Source organism: Levilactobacillus sp. (assembly GCF_022646225.1).
Classification (GTDB): Bacteria; Bacillota; Bacilli; order Lactobacillales; family Lactobacillaceae; genus Levilactobacillus; species Levilactobacillus suantsaiihabitans.
The window spans coordinates 291325-308477 of sequence record NZ_JALCJA010000001.1; the positions used below are offsets into that span (position 1 = coordinate 291325).

8 protein-coding genes are annotated in these 17153 nt (G+C 50.9%); all 8 read right to left on the minus strand.

The features are described from left to right. Positions 1 to 279 precede the first annotated feature (279 nt). The gene (locus LKH74_RS01440; protein WP_287708059.1) at positions 280 to 3543 is read right to left on the minus strand and encodes an MMPL family transporter; all 3264 of its coding nucleotides are present in this window, start codon (positions 3541 to 3543) and stop codon (positions 280 to 282) included. Positions 3544 to 3596: 53 nt separating this feature from the next. Continuing rightward, the gene (locus LKH74_RS01445) at positions 3597 to 4118 is read right to left on the minus strand and encodes an RrF2 family transcriptional regulator (protein ID WP_287707873.1); all 522 of its coding nucleotides are present in this window, start codon (positions 4116 to 4118) and stop codon (positions 3597 to 3599) included. A gap of 401 nt (positions 4119 to 4519) precedes the next feature. Beyond that, complete coding sequence (gene rpoD / locus LKH74_RS01450; RefSeq protein WP_382337137.1) at positions 4520 to 5650, minus strand: RNA polymerase sigma factor RpoD; 1131 nt, start codon at positions 5648 to 5650, stop codon at positions 4520 to 4522. A 10-nt stretch (positions 5651 to 5660) separates the two neighbouring features. After that, the gene (gene dnaG / locus LKH74_RS01455; protein WP_287707872.1) at positions 5661 to 7502 is read right to left on the minus strand and encodes a DNA primase; all 1842 of its coding nucleotides are present in this window, start codon (positions 7500 to 7502) and stop codon (positions 5661 to 5663) included. 539 nt (positions 7503 to 8041) lie between these two features. After that, positions 8042 to 10117 (minus strand): glycine--tRNA ligase subunit beta, encoded by a 2076-nt coding sequence (gene glyS, locus LKH74_RS01460; protein WP_287707871.1) that lies wholly within the window; start codon positions 10115 to 10117, stop codon positions 8042 to 8044. After that, positions 10117 to 11046 (minus strand): glycine--tRNA ligase subunit alpha, encoded by a 930-nt coding sequence (gene glyQ / locus LKH74_RS01465; protein WP_135368025.1) that lies wholly within the window; start codon positions 11044 to 11046, stop codon positions 10117 to 10119. The genes glyS and glyQ overlap by 1 nt, the downstream gene beginning before the upstream one ends. Positions 11047 to 11401: 355 nt before the next feature. Next, the gene (locus tag LKH74_RS01470; RefSeq protein ID WP_287707870.1) at positions 11402 to 13492 is read right to left on the minus strand and encodes a hypothetical protein; all 2091 of its coding nucleotides are present in this window, start codon (positions 13490 to 13492) and stop codon (positions 11402 to 11404) included. Next, positions 13485 to 17093, minus strand: a complete 3609-nt coding sequence (locus LKH74_RS01475) for a hypothetical protein (RefSeq protein ID WP_287707869.1) — start codon at positions 17091 to 17093, stop codon at positions 13485 to 13487. Before LKH74_RS01475 ends, LKH74_RS01470 begins: the two co-directional genes overlap by 8 nt. Positions 17094 to 17153 lie beyond the last annotated feature (60 nt).

Genomic DNA, 17153 nt, shown 5'->3' on the forward strand with positions numbered 1-17153 from the left:
CAGCCGGCAATTGGATAGCGCGAATTCACCGCCGGGGTGGTTGACTTGGCGACAGCGGTTGGGGCTGGCCGCCTGACCGTTCGCTAGAGATGAGCTGGCGCGCTAGCTCCCCACCGCCCAACACTACCACCACTTTGACGTCCACAAAAAAAGGATGTGCTACCCACCACATTAGTGAGTCAAACACATCCCTAAATTGCATCATTGACAACCAGTCACAACTGATTTTCTCACCCGTCAGTCAAAGGCATTGGCCACGAGTAGTTTCAGTTATTTGGGTTAATTTTTCCGCGTGGGTTGCGCGTCATCTTCGTGATTGACGGGCGCCTCACGCATGTTGGAATACGGGTACGGGTACGTGATCTTCATGACGGCTGGCATCACGATTGGTAACAAGATGATCAGCAAGATGATCCCGATGATCACGGCTAACGCGATTTGAATCAGCGTCATGACCCCGGAAGGAATCAAGGCGGCAAATGTCCCGCTCAAGATGACCCCAGCAGAGATGACGACCGTCCCGATCACCGTGGCTGCCCGCAACATCTTGTCGCTGGTAGCGCCCGGTTCGTGCAGGAATTCCCGGTACTTGCGCATCAAGAAGATCGAGTAATCGACCCCCAGCGAGATCAGCATGACAAACGTGAAGAACGGTGTGTTCCACGTCAACATGTCGGTCCCTAAGATCGGATCCACTAACCAGTGGACGATGGTCAAGGCCCCGGAGTAAGCGACCAGCAGGATCCCTTCGATGACGATCGGTTGAACCAGCGAACGGGTCACGACCATGAGGGCAATGAAGATCCCGGCTAACATGATGATGACCGTCCGGGTAAAGTCACTCGAGGCCATTTCGTTGATATCGTTGGTCTGCGACGTGTTCCCGCCAAAGGCGACCTTGGCGCCACTCAGGCTAGTCCCTTGTAGCGAGCCGTTGACGACCTTTTCCAGTTTGGGCAACCGTGCCATGGCGGCCGCGGAGCTCGGGTCATCGTTTAAGACGACCGTTAACTTGGTCAGCTTGCGGTTTGGTGACATGTAGGTGTCCATCGACTGCTTAAACGAACTGCCCTGGATCGACTTCTTGGGGATGTAGAACGTTTCGGCGGCCGCGGACTTCTGTAAGCCCTTGAGATAGCTGTTGGCCGTACCGACCCCGGTGGAGACTTGCGTCAATCCGGTCGTGGCAGACCCTAAGCCCTTACGCAGGGCCGTCAGTTGTTTACTCATCGCAGCGAGTTTTTCGGCCATGGTCTGATTACCCGCGGCGACTTGACTCGCGCCGGAGACCAGCGTTGGCATCTTGCCGTTGATGGTGAACATGGCACTGGACAATTGGCTAGTCGCGCTGGCTAATTGCGCGCTTTGGGAGCTAGCCGACTGCAGGGCCGTGGTGGCACCCGGCAAGACGATGTTGGCCTTTTGGGCCAGCGTGGCAACGGCGTTTTGGAGCGTTGTGGTCGAGCCTTGCAGAGACTGCAATTGACTGGCCACCCCTTGGTCGGCGGAACCAATGGCACTGGCGTCGCTTCCGATCTGGGTCAAGGCGCTACTCAGACTAGACTTCAATTGCGATTGCGCGGCGGTCTGCTTTTGCAAGACGCCGGCTAAGACTTGCTTTTGCGCGCTGGACAACGGCACCCCTTGGGCACTGAAGGCTGCGGCCACGGAACTGGCACTCACGCTTGGCAAATTCCCTAGTGAACTCTTGATATTTTGGAGCTGGGTGGCAATGTCTTGGGTCTTGGTGCCGATGGTCGATAGTGAACTCGTCACGCCACCGGTACTGGTGGAACTAGCGGAGACTTGGCTGTTCAACTGTTGGATGGCCGCGTTCAATTGTGGCAGCGCCGTTTCCAACTGGGCCAATTGGGCCGCTTGTTGACCACCGGAAGCCGAAGACACTTGGTTATTTAAGGAGTTGACCCCGGTCGATACCTGGGAAATGGCCGACTGGAGCTGCGATGTACCCTCGCTGACTTGCTTGGCCCCACTGGCCAATTTGTTGGCATCTTTGACCGCGCCAGAGACGTCTTGCTTACTCAATTGACTGTTGGCGGACTTCAAGCCCTTATTGACCTTGTTGACCCCTTTTTGGGCCTTGACCAAACCAGTCGTCACGGAACTCATTTGGTTTCTGACGTAGAGCTTCTTGATGGCCTTGCCCCCGGGTTGGGTGACGGACGCCACGGTCTTGACGCCGGTCGAGGCTTGAAGTTGCTTGGTCAACCGGTCGATCAACAGTAGGGATTTTTCATTATCTAATTTATGATTACTCTGCAGGTAGATCGTGGTTGGCTCCGCGGTCCCCTTGGAGAAGTGATTTTGCACGATCTTGAACCCTTGCTTGGCCGGCACGTTATCACCGATTTCGACCAAGTTATCGTAGTCTAAGGTCCCGTGTGAGGTCAACGCCAGCGGGATGAACACGATCCCGGTCACGATGAGCGTGATGATGGGCCGGATCATGGCGTGCTTGGCCATGCCGTGCCACAGGCGACTGTCGCCTTCACCCTGGAACTTCTTGATGGGCCAGAACATGTGACGACCACAGATAGCCATGAAAAAGGGGTTCAATGTCAGGAGCACGGCCAACAAGACCACGACCCCGACGGCAATGCCGACCGCTGACTTGTACAGTGAGAAGTTGGCGAAGCCTAAGACACTCATCCCAATCAAAACGGATAGTCCGGAATACAGCACGGTCCGGCCACCGATCTTGATGGCTTCCTTGGTGGCCGTGTAGCGGTCCTTGCCACTAGCGAGGCGCTCACGGAACTCGTTATACAGCAGGATGTTGTAGTCGGTCCCAATCCCAAACAGCACGATCACGATGAAGACTTGCGTAAAGTTTGAAAACGGGAAGTTGAACCGATCGACCAAGTTGGCCACTACGGAAATCGAGGTGATCACGGACACCGCCACCGTTAACAGTGAGAATAACGGTGTAATTGGTGACCGGAAGACTAACCAGAGCACCAGGAAGATGAAGATGGCAGCAATGATTTCCGTCTTCTGCACCCCGGCCTGAGTGGCATCGGAGAAGTCTTGGTTCAAGACGTCCGCGCCGGTAACGTAGGTTTTGACCCCGCTAGTCTTGGCCAGCTTGGTAATCTGGTCACGAATCTTGGTGACCGAATGACTGGAGGACTTGTGCACGTTCAGCTGAAGCAGCTGGGTGCTCTTGTCCTTAGAAACTAACTGTGAAGCGGCCGTGGCACTGTCACTCGCCGCGGTCATTGACCGAATCTGATACTGACTCTGATGATTCTTGATCCGTTGAATCGTCCGGTCGATCTGGGTGTTTTGCGCATTGGTCAGCGCAGCATCCCCATTGTTAAAGACCACGACCACGGCAGTCGTGCCGCGTTGGGAACGGCCCCACTGCTTTTGCATGTTCGTAGCTCGTGTACTTTGGTAGTTGCTGGGCACCGTGATCTGCCCCTTGTCAGCTACCAGCTTACTCATGTTGGGAATCGTCACGACGGCCAAAATCACGATCAGCAGCCAGCCGATGACGTTCCAGATGTAATGTTTATTCATCCAACGCACGGGAAAACCTCCTAAATAATTTCTTCTCTACTTAAACTTAACTTCTATTCTGCGGCCGGGTGCTGGGTCAACCATTTGGTCCAATCCAGCAACAACGGTTGATCCGCCGTTGTGGGCAAAATGTCCCCGATATTTAACGTGGCCAGCTGCTGGCGGTAACGCTGCTCGGCGTCCGCAAAGACGGCCAAGACGTTGGCGACCGGCTGCTGGTCCTTGAGATTGGCCAGGCCATACATCTGCATGAAGGTTTGTTTCTGGTCAAAGTCAAAGACCTTCTTGACCAGCCCCGTATTCTTCACGAATGACGTAGCTCCCTCAATGGCATCAAACACATCTAGCAGGGTGATCTGGTGTGGGTCACGAGTCAACACGACCCCGCCATCCCGACCGGACACCGTCTTGACAATGTCGGCCCCCGCTAGCTTCTGCATGATTTTTTTCAAATAACTGGTGGAAATACCTAAGCGCTCAGCAACCAAATGGCTATGTAGCGGAATCTTGCGGTCCTGGATACCCAGTAACGCGACGATACACAGGGCCTGTTCCAAACTTGGTTTGGCTTTCACAATGGACCTCCTTTTCACAAATTCGCGATGCCTTCAGAAATTCTTAAACGAGATACATTATATCCCCTTTAATCATTTTTTCAAGGCTTTTGACTCAATAAATCACGTCTGGGCTGATTAATTTTTTATGTAAACGATTTCACATTAGCTACAGTCGCTAAGCGTTGGTAACACTGGTTTTTGAACCGATTCGATCAGCGTCATCTCAGTATTAGTTTGGCCTAATTGCTGGGATTTTGGGGGGCTGGTCAACTGGTCGGCGCTAGGTAGTGGTGACCCCATTTGGTATCCTTCCCGGTAAGCAGCGACTCGCGCTTAAAAATGAAGATTTTGGCCTGACACAAAAAAATCCCCGCTACGACTGACAACTGCCAGTCATGGCGGGGATCCCTAATTCAGGATTATTCTAAAAAGTCTTTCAGTTGCTTGCTCCGTGATGGGTGGCGTAACTTCCGCAGCGCCTTGGCTTCGATTTGCCGAATCCGTTCCCGGGTAACCCCGAAGACCTTGCCGACTTCTTCCAAAGTCCGCGTCCGGCCGTCGTCCAACCCGAACCGTAACCGCAACACGTTTTCTTCCCGGTCAGTCAGCGTGTCCAAGACACTTTCCAACTGTTCCTTTAAGAGTTCGTAAGCGGCGTGGTCAGCAGGACTCGTGGCGTCTTGGTCTTCAATGAAGTCACCCAAGTGTGAATCGTCCTCTTCACCGATAGGCGTTTCCAAAGAAACTGGTTCTTGAGCAATCTTTAAGATCTCGCGTACCTTTTCCGTTGGCATGTCCATTTCGGCCCCAATTTCTTCAGGCGTTGGTTCCCGCCCTAAGTCTTGGAGTAATTGCCGTTGAATTCGAATCAACTTGTTGATGGTTTCGACCATGTGGACAGGAATCCGAATCGTCCGTGCTTGGTCGGCGATGGCCCGCGTAATGGCCTGACGAATCCACCAAGTGGCGTACGTGGAGAACTTGAACCCTTTACGGTAGTCGAACTTTTCGACGGCCTTCATCAAGCCCATGTTCCCTTCTTGGATCAGATCCAAGAACTGCATGCCCCGGCCCACGTAACGCTTGGCGATGGATACCACCAACCGCAAGTTGGCTTCGGCCAATTCCTGCTTGGCTTCTTCTTCGCCGTTTTCAATCCGCAAGGCTAAGGCGACTTCTTCGTCTGCCGTTAACAGGTTGACCCGGCCAATTTCTTTCAAATACATCCGTACGGGGTCGTTGATCTTGACCCCAGTGGTCGTGGAGGCTTCCTTCAATTCCTTCTTGGAAACGGCCTTTTGTGCTTTAACGGCCCGTGCATCTGGCTCACCCTTAGCATCAACCACGCTGATTCCGGCATCGGAAATCGTTTCAAGTAACTTATCCATTTGCTTAGCATCCAGCGTGTAAGGCGTGGCCACCTTATCAGTCAGTTCATCGTACGTGATGTGACCGGCCTTCTTGGTGTTCTTGATCAAAGCCCGCACCGTCTTGTTGTATGCCTTTTGGTCAAACATTGGTTGATCCGTGGTCTTTTTTGCCATTAAAATACCCCCTAGACTAAAGTTGCTTGTTCGCCTGGCGTTGTTGCTCCAGCTGAACAATCTCAATGACTAATTGCCGTTGTTGCTCGGCATTACCGAGGCGCGACGCCTCCGCCAGTTGATTTTTCTTCTGACGAAGTTGTTCGTCGATCGGCGCCTCGTCCATAATGATTGCTAAATAGTCATCGATCTCACGCGGGGTGACCGCCGCGTAAGTTGCCGTCTCTAAATCGATGACGATCTGCTGCAGCCGGTCTTCTTTAATGAAGTCCGTAAACTGAGCAGTACGGTAGGTTTGATGCGTTTGGAAATAACCTTGGGCCAAGGTATAAATCACTTGATAATCGTCGTGGACAAAGCTGAACCCTTCAATACTGGTGACTTTGGCCCACACGTTGCGGTCGTGCAGTAAACGGATCAACAAGCCGCGTTCCGCCCGCTCTAAGCGCGTCAGTGGCCGATTTTGTTGATGGACCGTGACGGCCGTTTCCGGTGGCGTTTGGTTCACTGCCTGCCGGGGCCGAGCGCGTTCCTGCTGCGCGGCGGTATCGCGTTGCGTTTGTTTCAACTGTGCCTGCAAGGCCGCCTTGTCGATGTGAAACTCGTTAGCCAACTGGTTCAAATACATGTCCAGTTCCACGGGCTCTTGCACCTGAGCCAGCAGTGGCATGACCTGATTGACGTACGCCAGTTGTTCACTGTCGGTGTCCAACGCCTTGTTGCGCCGCAAGAACCGCAGATTGAACTGTAACGGCGGCTCCTTGGCGGTGGTTAACATTTGGCGAAAGGCTTCGTCACCGTGGGCGCGCCGATATTCATCGGGGTCTTGGCCCTCCGGCAACTGAATCACGCTGAGCGTCAGGTGGCTGTGCTGCCCCAATAACGTCAACGCTCGCGAAATGGCCCGTTGCCCAGGTTCATCTCCATCATAACAGACATTGAGCTTATCTGTCGTCCGTTCGATGGCGTAGATCTGTTCCGTGGTCAGGCTGGTCCCCATGGACGCAATCCCGTTGTGCACACCCGCTTGGGTCGCCGAGATGACATCCATGTATCCTTCAAACAAGGTGACTTCCCCAGCCTGGCGAATCGCCGGTCGGGCCAGATCAAAGTTAAACAGCAGGCGGCTCTTGTTGAACAAGGCCGTTTCTGGACTGTTTAAATACTTGGGCTGGTCGTCGGCCTTCTTGATCAGCCGCCCGGAAAACGCCGCGACGTGACCGCTGGCATTGCGCAGGGGAAACATGACCCGTTCGGTGAACCGATCCCGTAGCTCCCCTTGCGCATTTTCAATGAACAATCCTGACTGCCGTAAGAGCTGGTAGTCGCTGTTGCGTTGTTCAAAGAACGGCTTTAAGAGCCGCTGGCCGGGCGCAAATCCCAGCTGGTACGTCTCGATGGTCTCGTCCGTTAGCCCCCGATCGTGCAGATAATCCAGCGCTGGTTGACCGACCTGCGTGTTGACTAACACGTGGTGGTAAAGTTTGGCCGCCTGTTCCTGCAGATCAATGAGCTGACTGGTCTTCGAGTCCATCTTGGGCCCGCTGGCATCTTGCCGGTACTCGCTGTCAAGGTCCACGTGACTAAAGTCCGCGACCTTGACCACTGCCTCTGGGAAGCTGACGTGTTCCAGTTCCATCAAGAACTTGAAGACGTTGCCCCCGCGACCGCAGCTGAAGCAATGAAAAATCTGCTTATCTTCTGAAACCGAAAATGACGGTGTCCGTTCCTCATGAAAGGGGCATAGACCAAACAAATTCTTACCGGACTTCTTGAGTTGGACGTACTGCCCAACCACGTCGGCGATGTTCGTTGCCGTCCGAACGGTTTCAATCACGTCCTCGGGTATCTTTGCCACACCATCACTCCCTTACCGTGGATCCATGCGCCATAGCCTTGAAAAGTCGCACCCCGGAAACCCGAAAAGTGCGACTCTTTAATTGGAATTCGCGCGTAAAACTACAAGTTATATGATAGCATAAGGGCAATTTTTGTCAATCTTTTCGGCTCGCTGAAAAAGAGTGTGACCACAGGCGGTTAACTGGCGAGCATTAACGGTGCTAGGCAATTAATCCCGGTCTTGAATTATTTGCCTAGCACCGTTAAGCGGAACCAGTTGCCTGTCGGCGCACATTTCGGCCATGAGGCCACTTTGAGACGTGGGTTGCGGCTCAAAGCGAGGTGTCGAGACCGCCCTTTGGCGACCCGTCCGTCCCGGTGGGCCAACCCCTATTCGGCGAATAGTAGACGGCTAAAGACACATATGCAAGAAGGGCCCCGCGGCCAAAACCACGGGACCCTTCTAATCTAATCGTGCCTGAGGCAAAACCTTTCAGGCGCGTTTCTTTCACCTTTACCTAGCTGAAACGTGTGCCCAACGGCAGCCGGTTCAGCTCTCTATTTGACGATCAATTGATCCAAGTCGCCTAAGGTCAACGCTAAGGTGGCCAAATGACTGAGTTCCGTCAAGCGGTTGTTGCGGATGGCATCATCCTTGGCCATGACCATCGTGGCTTCAAAGTAAGCCGCAATCGTAGGTTGGATGGCTACCAGGCTGGCGTACAGGTCAGCCAAGCCCTTCTCAGCGGCCGCTGCCACTTCAGCAACGCCTTGGTGTAAGGCCCCTTCACTGTCATTTTCAAACAGATCGGAGTTGACCGTGGCAGTGGCTAATTCGGCCGGTGCCTTTTGGGCCAAGCGAATCACCCGCGTCAAGGATTCGATCACGTCTTTGAAGTTGGCGTCATCGGCGTGGTCAGCCAAGAGCTGAGCGGCCGTGAAGATCTGTAAGACGTCGCTGCTGGAGCCAGCCGTCACGGCATCGATGATGTCATGGCGTTGCTTGGCTGAACGCAAGATCTTGCGAATCCGATCCTTGATGAAGGACACCATGGCGTCGATTTGGCTAGCTTGGTCCAGTTGTGGGGCCACGTGTGCCGTGTCTTCAGCCGTGATGAAGTCGCTGGCCAATTCAGCGACCGGTAAGGACCACTGTTGGTCTTGGGCGATACGCACGATCCCAGTGGCCTGACGCCGCAAAGCGTAAGGGTCGTTGGAACCGCTAGGAATCATCCCCGCAGCGAAGAAGGTCATGATGCTGTCAAACTTGTCGGCCAGAGCCAAGACGGCACCGGGCACGGACGTTGGCAGCGCGCCATCGGCCGAGATCGGTTCGTAGTGTTCGCGAATGGCTTGGGCAACGGCTGGATCTTCGCCTTGCAGTAAGGCATATTTCTCACCCATGACCCCTTGTAATTCAGCGAATTCGCCGACCATACCGGTGACCAGGTCAAACTTGTAGATCTCACTGGCACGAACGACCGCCTTGGTTTGCGCATCGTTTAAATTGAAGTGCTTAGCCAAGACACCGACAATAGCCGTAACCCGGGCCATCTTTTCGGCCATGGTACTGATCTTGTCGTGGAAGCTAACGGACTTGAGCCGCTCGACGTAATCGGCAATGGTCTTCTTTTGGTCTTCCGTGTAGAAGAACATGGCGTCTTCTAGCCGCGCCGTCAAGACCTTTTCGTTACCGGCAACCACGTTTTGTAAGTCGTGGTCGGTCCCGTTACGCACGGAGATGAAGTTAGGCAACAGCTTGCCTTTTGCATCACGGGCGTAGAAGAAGCGTTGGTGGTCACGCATCGAGGTGATCAGGACTTCTTCGGGGATGGTCAGGTACTTCTTGTCAAAGCTTCCCTCAAAGGCGGTTGGCCATTCAACCAAGTTGTTGACTTCTTCCAACAAGCCGGCATCGATGGTGACCGTCCAGTCATGGTCGCTAGCGATCTTTTCGATTTGCTTCTTGATCAAGGCCTTGCGCTTGTCGGCGTCGGCGATGACAAATTGGGTGGTCAGGTCGGCTTCGTAGTCGGCAGCCGTCGCAATGTCGATGTCCGTGCCTAAGAACCGGTGACCGCGCGTGTTGCGACCGGTCGTGACGTCCAAAATGCTAAAGGGAATCACGTCGGCATCCAACAGGGCCACTAACCAACGGATGGGCCGGATGTATTCGAAATGATGGGTGCTCCACTTCATCATGGTTGGGAAAGTCATGGCGGTGATGATATCCTTCAAGCCAGCCAGGACTTCGGCCACGGGTTCGCCGGCAATAAACTTGTCGACGTAGACGTATTCCGTACCCTTGATTTCCTTAAAAGTAATGTCGTCTGGCGTCAGGCCTTGACCGCGGGTAAACCCGATAGCGGCCTTGGTCCAGTTACCATCGGCGTCTTGCGCGATCTTTTTGGCGGGACCCTTGACGGATTCGCTGATGTCTTCTTGCTTGTCGGCTAACCCATCGATTTGGATGGCCAACCGCCGCGGCGTCGAAAACGGCTTGATGTCGTCGTAAGCGATGCGTTGTTCCTTCAAATAGTCAGCCGTCCGCTTGACCAGTTGTTTGATGGCTGGCGTTACCACGTGGGCTGGCATTTCTTCTAGTCCAATTTCCAGTAAAAATATGTGTGCCATTAGTTGTTGGCCTCCTCGTCGTCTGCTAATAATTTTGCCCGTAAGGCTTCGTCTTTAACCAACGGGAATCCACGCTTCTTCCGTTCAGCAACGAATGCCCGAGCCACGGCGCGTGCCATGTTCCGGATCCGTGACAGGTAACCGGCCCGTTCCGTAACGGACACAGCCCCGCGTGCATCCAACAGGTTAAAGGTGTGGCTGCACTTCAAGATGTAGTCGTAAGCCGGGTGGACCAGCCCGTTAGCGATTTGCTTCTTGGCTTCGGCTTCGTATTCGTCAAAGTGCCGCAGTAACATGTCCTGGTCGCTTTCTTCAAAGCTGTACTTGGAATGTTCGTATTCGGGTTCCTTGAAAATGTCGCCGTACTTGACGCCATCGGCCCATTCCAAATCAAAGACGGAGTTGACGTCTTGCACGTAAGAGGCCAACCGTTCCAACCCATAGGTCACTTCAGAGGTGACGGGATCAACTTCCATCCCCCCCACGACTTGGAAGTACGTGAACTGGGTGATTTCCATCCCGTCCAACCAAACTTCCCAACCAACACCGGCACAACCCATGGATGGGTTTTCCCAGTTGTCTTCCACGAACCGAATATCATGTTCTAAGGGGTTGATGCCCAGTTCCTTCAAACTGTTCAGGTAAAGTTCCTGAATGTTATCGGGAGACGGCTTCATGATCACTTGGAACTGGTGGTGTTGGTACAACCGGTTCGGGTTTTCCCCGTAACGACCATCGGCTGGTCGGCGGGAAGGTTCAACGTAAGCGGCGTTCCAAGGTTCTGGCCCGATCGCCCGTAAGAAGGTGTAAGGACTCATGGTCCCGGCCCCTTTTTCCGTATCGTAAGCTTGCATCAGCATGCAGCCCTGTGCGGACCAGTACTGTTGTAACTTCAAAATGATTGCTTGCATGGACAGTTTTTCTGTCATGGGTGCTGTTTCCTCCTTGTATGGTTGCCAGTGGTCAAGAGACGAACTGATCGACCGATTAAACAAATAAGCGCGCAAAAAAAGCCCTACGAGAATTCACCGAGGCAAATTCACGTAGGGACGAAGTTTTATTTTCGCGGTTCCACCCTACTTCTAGTCAATGACTAGCAGCTTACTTGGAAACGACTCCGAATGTGCCAACTCACGGCGGCTTGGATCCGGCTTGCACTCTCCCGAATTCGCTTAACCAATGACGCCGTGACTCTCATTCATCATAATCGACTTATTTAACTGTGTTTTATGATAGCTGTCTGGAGCGGGGTTGTCAATGGGATTTGCGCAATTACGCCGGCCTTTAACCAAATTTTGAAACGGCTTTTCCCTTTTCCTGGTGCTTGAGTAAATCGTGATACTCACGGATGTACTTGAAGGGAAATGGAATCACCGTGTACTGATTGAGACGAACGAAGAAGACTTGTAGCAAAGATTCATAGGTTTGAAACATGTGTCGGATATCTTCTTGCGGTTGTCGGCTATCCAACACCTCAATGCATTTCAGCGGAATCGCCTTGGCCAGCTGATCCTTAACCAATTGATGATTCCCCACAAAATAATAAGATTGCCCCCTAATCTCGAGCAAACCCATCCCATAGGTGCCAATCCAATATTTGGCAAATCTTCTCTGCCGAACCGGAGAATAGAGCCAAATACCATTCCGCTCATGCAGCAGATCGTTCAACGCCTGGATAACTTTTAACCGCCGACCGAGCGTTAGTTGCAGATTAACTTCCTTCACCTTCAACGTGGACTGATTCAATCGAGATAGTTCCGCCATCAATCGCCCGTGGTCCTGTGCTTGTTTGGCATTAGTCAATGTCATGCCCTTAGCCGCCTCAATGAGATCATTTTGGTAGATTCGATTATTACCATCGGCAGCGAGTAACTCTTTTCTCAAGTGATTGCCATCAGGAAGCGTCGTCAACTCGGTGTTATAGATTAGAAAAACTTGCGTGGTACTCTGAAGCGCACCCAACAATTGACTGGTCCGACTTCCTGCAGCCTGCCAGATTTGCCAGGCTAATCTGCTTAACTCGGAACCAGTTACCCCCCTTGCGTCCGCTGCAAATGTTGTCGATTCAAATGATAATTGTCCCATTGGCGTAACCGTCAAACGTGTCGCCTGAATGAGCGTTTGTGTAGTGGAACTGGCCTTGTTGATCACAATATACCGAAACCGGGCTGCGGCAGTTATTTTTTCCGGTGTTGGCAATCGTAGCTGACGCGTGATCACCTCCCGCTTAATCATCAATTGTGCCAGCGTCATGTGGAATTTCTTATCCTTCAGCAAATCGTCGGCTTTAATCCGCCAATGATAGTCACCGGTGGTTGTATTAACGTCAGCAAAATTAGCTAAGGTTAGATGCTGAATGATATGCTGACCATCGCTGCAAAGGTAATCTGGGTCATTCAAGTCTTTGACTACTTGAAGATTCAATCCTCGTATCGGTTCGGTTCCCACGGTAATGGTCACATTGTGGGCCTGTAGTATATCGCTTTTCTGTGCCCCATCAGCTAGATCCTTCATGAAGGCAAAGACCGCCGGCTGTGCAGGGCTTGCCAAAAAGTGCAGTCGTTTTTCGGCAAGTAAGGTCGTCACAATGGGCTCAGTCGTCGAAAGTTTCGGCCGTTGATAATCTGTCACCGGAAATGCTCGGAGCTGGAGCAATTGCTTTAAGCATGTTTCATACTGATCGTTCACCGTTGCAATAATCTGATCAATAATACCCACTCTCGTCTTTTCGAATTGTGCTAATTCTTGAACCGATAAAAAGCGGACCACGTTCTTTTGACCATTCAAGCCGCGTTTTTGAAAAACGGGCTGGGTCTTAGACTTTGTGTATTTGAAACAACCATCGCTAACCACAAATCCTCGGTCATTAGAACTGATCCTAAAGGTCCGGGTCTTGAGTTGCAGAATATGCTGTTTAATCTCAACCTGAATAGCCGTGCGCAACTTCTGTGACTTTTCCGGCTCAAATACCAAGTAAAGATCACTCGTTGCTGCTCGATTGACTAGCTTTGCGTGCTCGTCTCTTCGCCCCTGCCACGACCTTTTAATCAGTAACATGAGCACCACATCCGAATCAAAACCCGACGAACAAGCCTGCGATAGCGTCATTCGCGTTTGTTTAATCACATGACTTTTAATGGACGCTGTTGACTGCTTGTCCACCAACACTAAATAACTGTACGTTGATGGTGCTGAATCGATTGGGCGCTTGCCCAACGTCTTAATCGCCGTGACACCACTTTTCTCAAACCAGTTGGGCAGTTCGTCCGGGTGACCCGTCTCAATCAAAGCGAGTTCGAAGCGCTGGTCAAACCCGACCTCATCAAATTCATATTCCAGGTAATTGGTCAAAGCCAAATTGCTTACATCAGCCATTTAAGAAGTCTCCTATCTCTCTTTGATCGGCCATGGTCACCGCAAATTCGCCCTTTCGATTCAATAAGAAAGGCACCTCCATAATACGATCATCCTTTAATTTCTGTGAATGAAACTGTCGTGTTCCTGCTGGTTCCAATAAATTAACAATCAACACCCGCCAATTTTTATTGGGGTCTCGCTGCTGAATTTCAGTTAGCTTAGACTTTACATGCCGGCGTTCATCTCCGACATCCCGACGGTGGGGCTGTCGCCAATGCTTAAAATCAATCAAAACGTGCTCCTTCGTCTGAAAATCAAAAAGTTCATAGTTCGGAAGTGTTAAAGGCTGTAGGCGCACCGACCAGAATTTTTCAATTAAGTATTGACCGCACTTTTCACCCAGAATTCCCAAATAGCTGTCGAATTGAGCCGGATTCATCACGTAGTCAGCAGCTTGCCAACTTAATGGCCACTGATTTTCATTAAACAACCGGCACAAGCTAGGATTACGGCCAATAATTGGTAAATCTGCCCGTTCAGCCGAAACTTCCATATTTCCAGAATGATCTTGCTTAAAACCAAAGACTTCGCCTTCGCGCTGCACGCGGTAGGCGGTATCGTTTCGCTGAAGATAGGCAAATTCCGGTTTGGTTTGCCACATATTGTACTGACGAGTTGTCATCGTGGGATACTTGATGAGTGTTTCCCGATATCGACGGTACCGCCAGCCAGCTTCTTCCTCTTTTTGTAAATACTTCACCATTTCGTTAACAGCTCGTTGCGTTTCACAAGTTCGCTCTTGCCAGTGGATGCCTTGAACTTTATCCGGCGTTAAAATAATGTACTTTTTCTGACGCTGATAGTCCCGAATTGCCTGAGCAACTGGTCCCAACTGATAATCCGCAAGCATCGTCACATTAAAGTAATCCGCGACCTCTGTTCCTAACATTACGGTCGTCTCCGGCAATTTGTTAAAGGCGCGATCCAAGCGACCAACCGCTTGTAAAATTATTCGAGTGTGAGCACCCACGTAACTAAGCGTTTGTCGAAACTGCCGAACTGGTATTCCCTGACCCTGGAAGCGCGCATAACGATCCACTTCCGCTAAACTAATTTCACTGTTATCAACCAATCCCAGTAATTCGTAAAATCCCTTGATCCATTGTAATCGGTTTTGCTGGGTAGCCACTGCTGGTATTTGCGTGAAAATGTTGGTCACCTGACCTAAGTAGACCCCACCGATATCAACCATCTTAAACCGCTGATCAGAGGCCCGAGCAGATTTCGGCGCAATAGCTAACGTTCGTCCTCGCTCCAACTCACCAATCAGATAATGCAAATTTTGCCCCACACCTAGCGTGGCATACGCACTGAGCAAGTACACTCGAGTTGCCTCTTCCGCTGGCAACTTTAGTGCTGCGGCAACTTGCGTTTCAATGGTATCTTGATTAGGCGATAATTTTTTGGCAATCATGCAAAGGCGTGGCTGGATGGTCTCCGCTGAACACAAGACTTGGCTCAATCCCCGCCAGACATTCTCGATAAATTGGCCATTCATCTGTAAAGACTGATAATCTTCTTCTCGCTTCGGCAGAATGCTCTGTAATCCCAAAAAAGTCGGAATTTGCGGATGGCCTAAAAAGTAAATGAAACTATCAAATAAGTCTAAGTATCGCTTTTGAATGAACACATAATAATCTGGACTTTGACTATCTTGAAACTGCTGGTGAACCTTTTGCATCGTTTGCTTAACATCCTGTTCCAGTTCTTTAAGCGTGCTTTGCCGATCTTTAGGCAGCCGAAGGTCAGGCACCCGTTGCTGGATAAGTTGCCGCAAACAGGTTCCACTCTCACAAATCGCCGATTGAGTCGTCACTTCCAAGACCCAAACCTTGCCCTCTTTTTCTCGGTAGCGTCGGCTAACATCAAACTCACTTAGTGTCTTTTTGGGCAGATTTTTCATGCCATCGATCAATCGCTCTCCCAATTGCTCACGTAAAAAATTAAAATCGAAGTTGTTCAACACTGTTTCCACATTCACCGTTGCTGATAGTCCCACCACAATCCTGCGCTTGACTAGTTTTAATAAGAATTTTTCAGGAGTGGTTTGAACATTTACGACTTCGATTTGTGTCCGATTAAGATGAGCATCGCTATCCGTCAAAGAAGTGAGCTGGAGCCCGCGTTTTTGCAGATGTTGTCCGCAACGATCCGAAAACCTTGTAGGAACGAGATTTGCCTGTTTCACCTCGGGTTGTTGGGTGAGTCGATCGACTGTTTTCTGGGTTTCCTGGGACAGCCACAACGCATCCCCAATAGTGCGAACGGCATCCTCCAAACGTAACTGATTATCCAAGTCAGCCCGATGACTGTTCACCTCATCTTGATATGAACCGCCCCACGCATTCATCAGACGAATCAGGTTTTTCAAGAGGTGATGAAACTTCCCAATCATCCCATAAAAATGCAAGTTTTTACTTTCCTCGGGACGCACTTTAGTTAAGATAACACGTTTATTATCTGAATCGTCTTGGCTCCACCACGCATGACTACTGGAGACGGTTAAACTGGATACGTTGAAGATAAAATTGGTTTGTGCCAAGGCATCGACCGTCTTATAGTCCATCGTCAGCTTATACGCTTTTTCCAGCTTATTGGTCTGTTTCTTTAACTGACTAAATTGCTGATTGTGACGCAAAATGGTCATGATTTGCTTAGAACGATTTTTCTGTGGATGATTCATGGCCGAATAAAGTTCTCGAAAAAAGGCTAAACAATCAAGCGGCATTTTCAAGGACTCCTCGATAATCTGATTCACGAGAATTCCCTTCATTTCATCAATCTCGTCCAAAACGATCATCGCATTTCCAAGAGAATCCGTACTGGCGAGGTTGATCGCTGAAGTTCCAAAGAAAGCCGGATGACTCCTAGTGAACTTAGACCAAGTAAGTAATACTAACTGATGCCGTTGTAAATTAATCTCCGGGAAATAGCGGTTCAGATAGTGCGCAGCGGGCGTATCATCGCGAGCCACGTACTGACAAAACTGAGTCTGACCCTGACGTGACAACGGCAGGTCTAACTTTAATTCGTCGGCAACGGCCCGAATAAGCAACTGCTTGAATGCCGTGTAGGCTTGTAGTAAATTTTGATAATCCTTAATTTGGCTATCCTCCATCATTTGTTCCGGTTGCTGATGATGTCGTTGGTGGTAAATTGTCAATTGTTCCAAGGCCCTGGTCAGTTTTCCCGACTTAAATACCGGCGGAATATCCGTCTGACCCTGTAAGACGGCCCCCACACTCTCCTCGAGCGAGCGGAGAACGGCCATCGTTTGATAAATGTAGCGCTCTCGCTCGAATTTTGACCCAAACGCCCCGTTCCTCAGTTCATATTGATCAACTAACATCTTTCTGAATTCATTGGGATGCAGATTAATCTTCTTGGTAGCTACAAAATAGGCCCGAAAAGAAGGCTCCTCAACTATTCGCCGACACAAATAAGTCAACACGCCAAAGGTCTTACCGCTTCCAGGAGGTGCTGAGACTGTCACCAACGCTCCCAGCTGCTCAAAATCGTAAGCCGGTTGTAAAATATTATCAAAATCCAAGCCTGTCATTATTAACCCCTGATTTCATTTACAACTAATTTAGCAAAAAAGTGGGATTGTTGACAACTA

What these genes read in the sequence shown, in the direction of transcription:
- LKH74_RS01440 (WP_287708059.1), bottom strand. Translation starts at nt 3,543, where the DNA reads ATGAATAAACATTACATCTGGAACGTCATCGGCTGGCTGCTGATCGTG.
- glyS (WP_287707871.1), bottom strand. Translation starts at nt 10,117, where the DNA reads ATGGCACACATATTTTTACTGGAAATTGGACTAGAAGAAATGCCAGCC.
- LKH74_RS01470 (WP_287707870.1), bottom strand. Translation starts at nt 13,492, where the DNA reads ATGGCTGATGTAAGCAATTTGGCTTTGACCAATTACCTGGAATATGAA.
- glyQ (WP_135368025.1), bottom strand. Translation starts at nt 11,046, where the DNA reads ATGACAGAAAAACTGTCCATGCAAGCAATCATTTTGAAGTTACAACAG.
- LKH74_RS01475 (WP_287707869.1), bottom strand. Translation starts at nt 17,093, where the DNA reads ATGACAGGCTTGGATTTTGATAATATTTTACAACCGGCTTACGATTTT.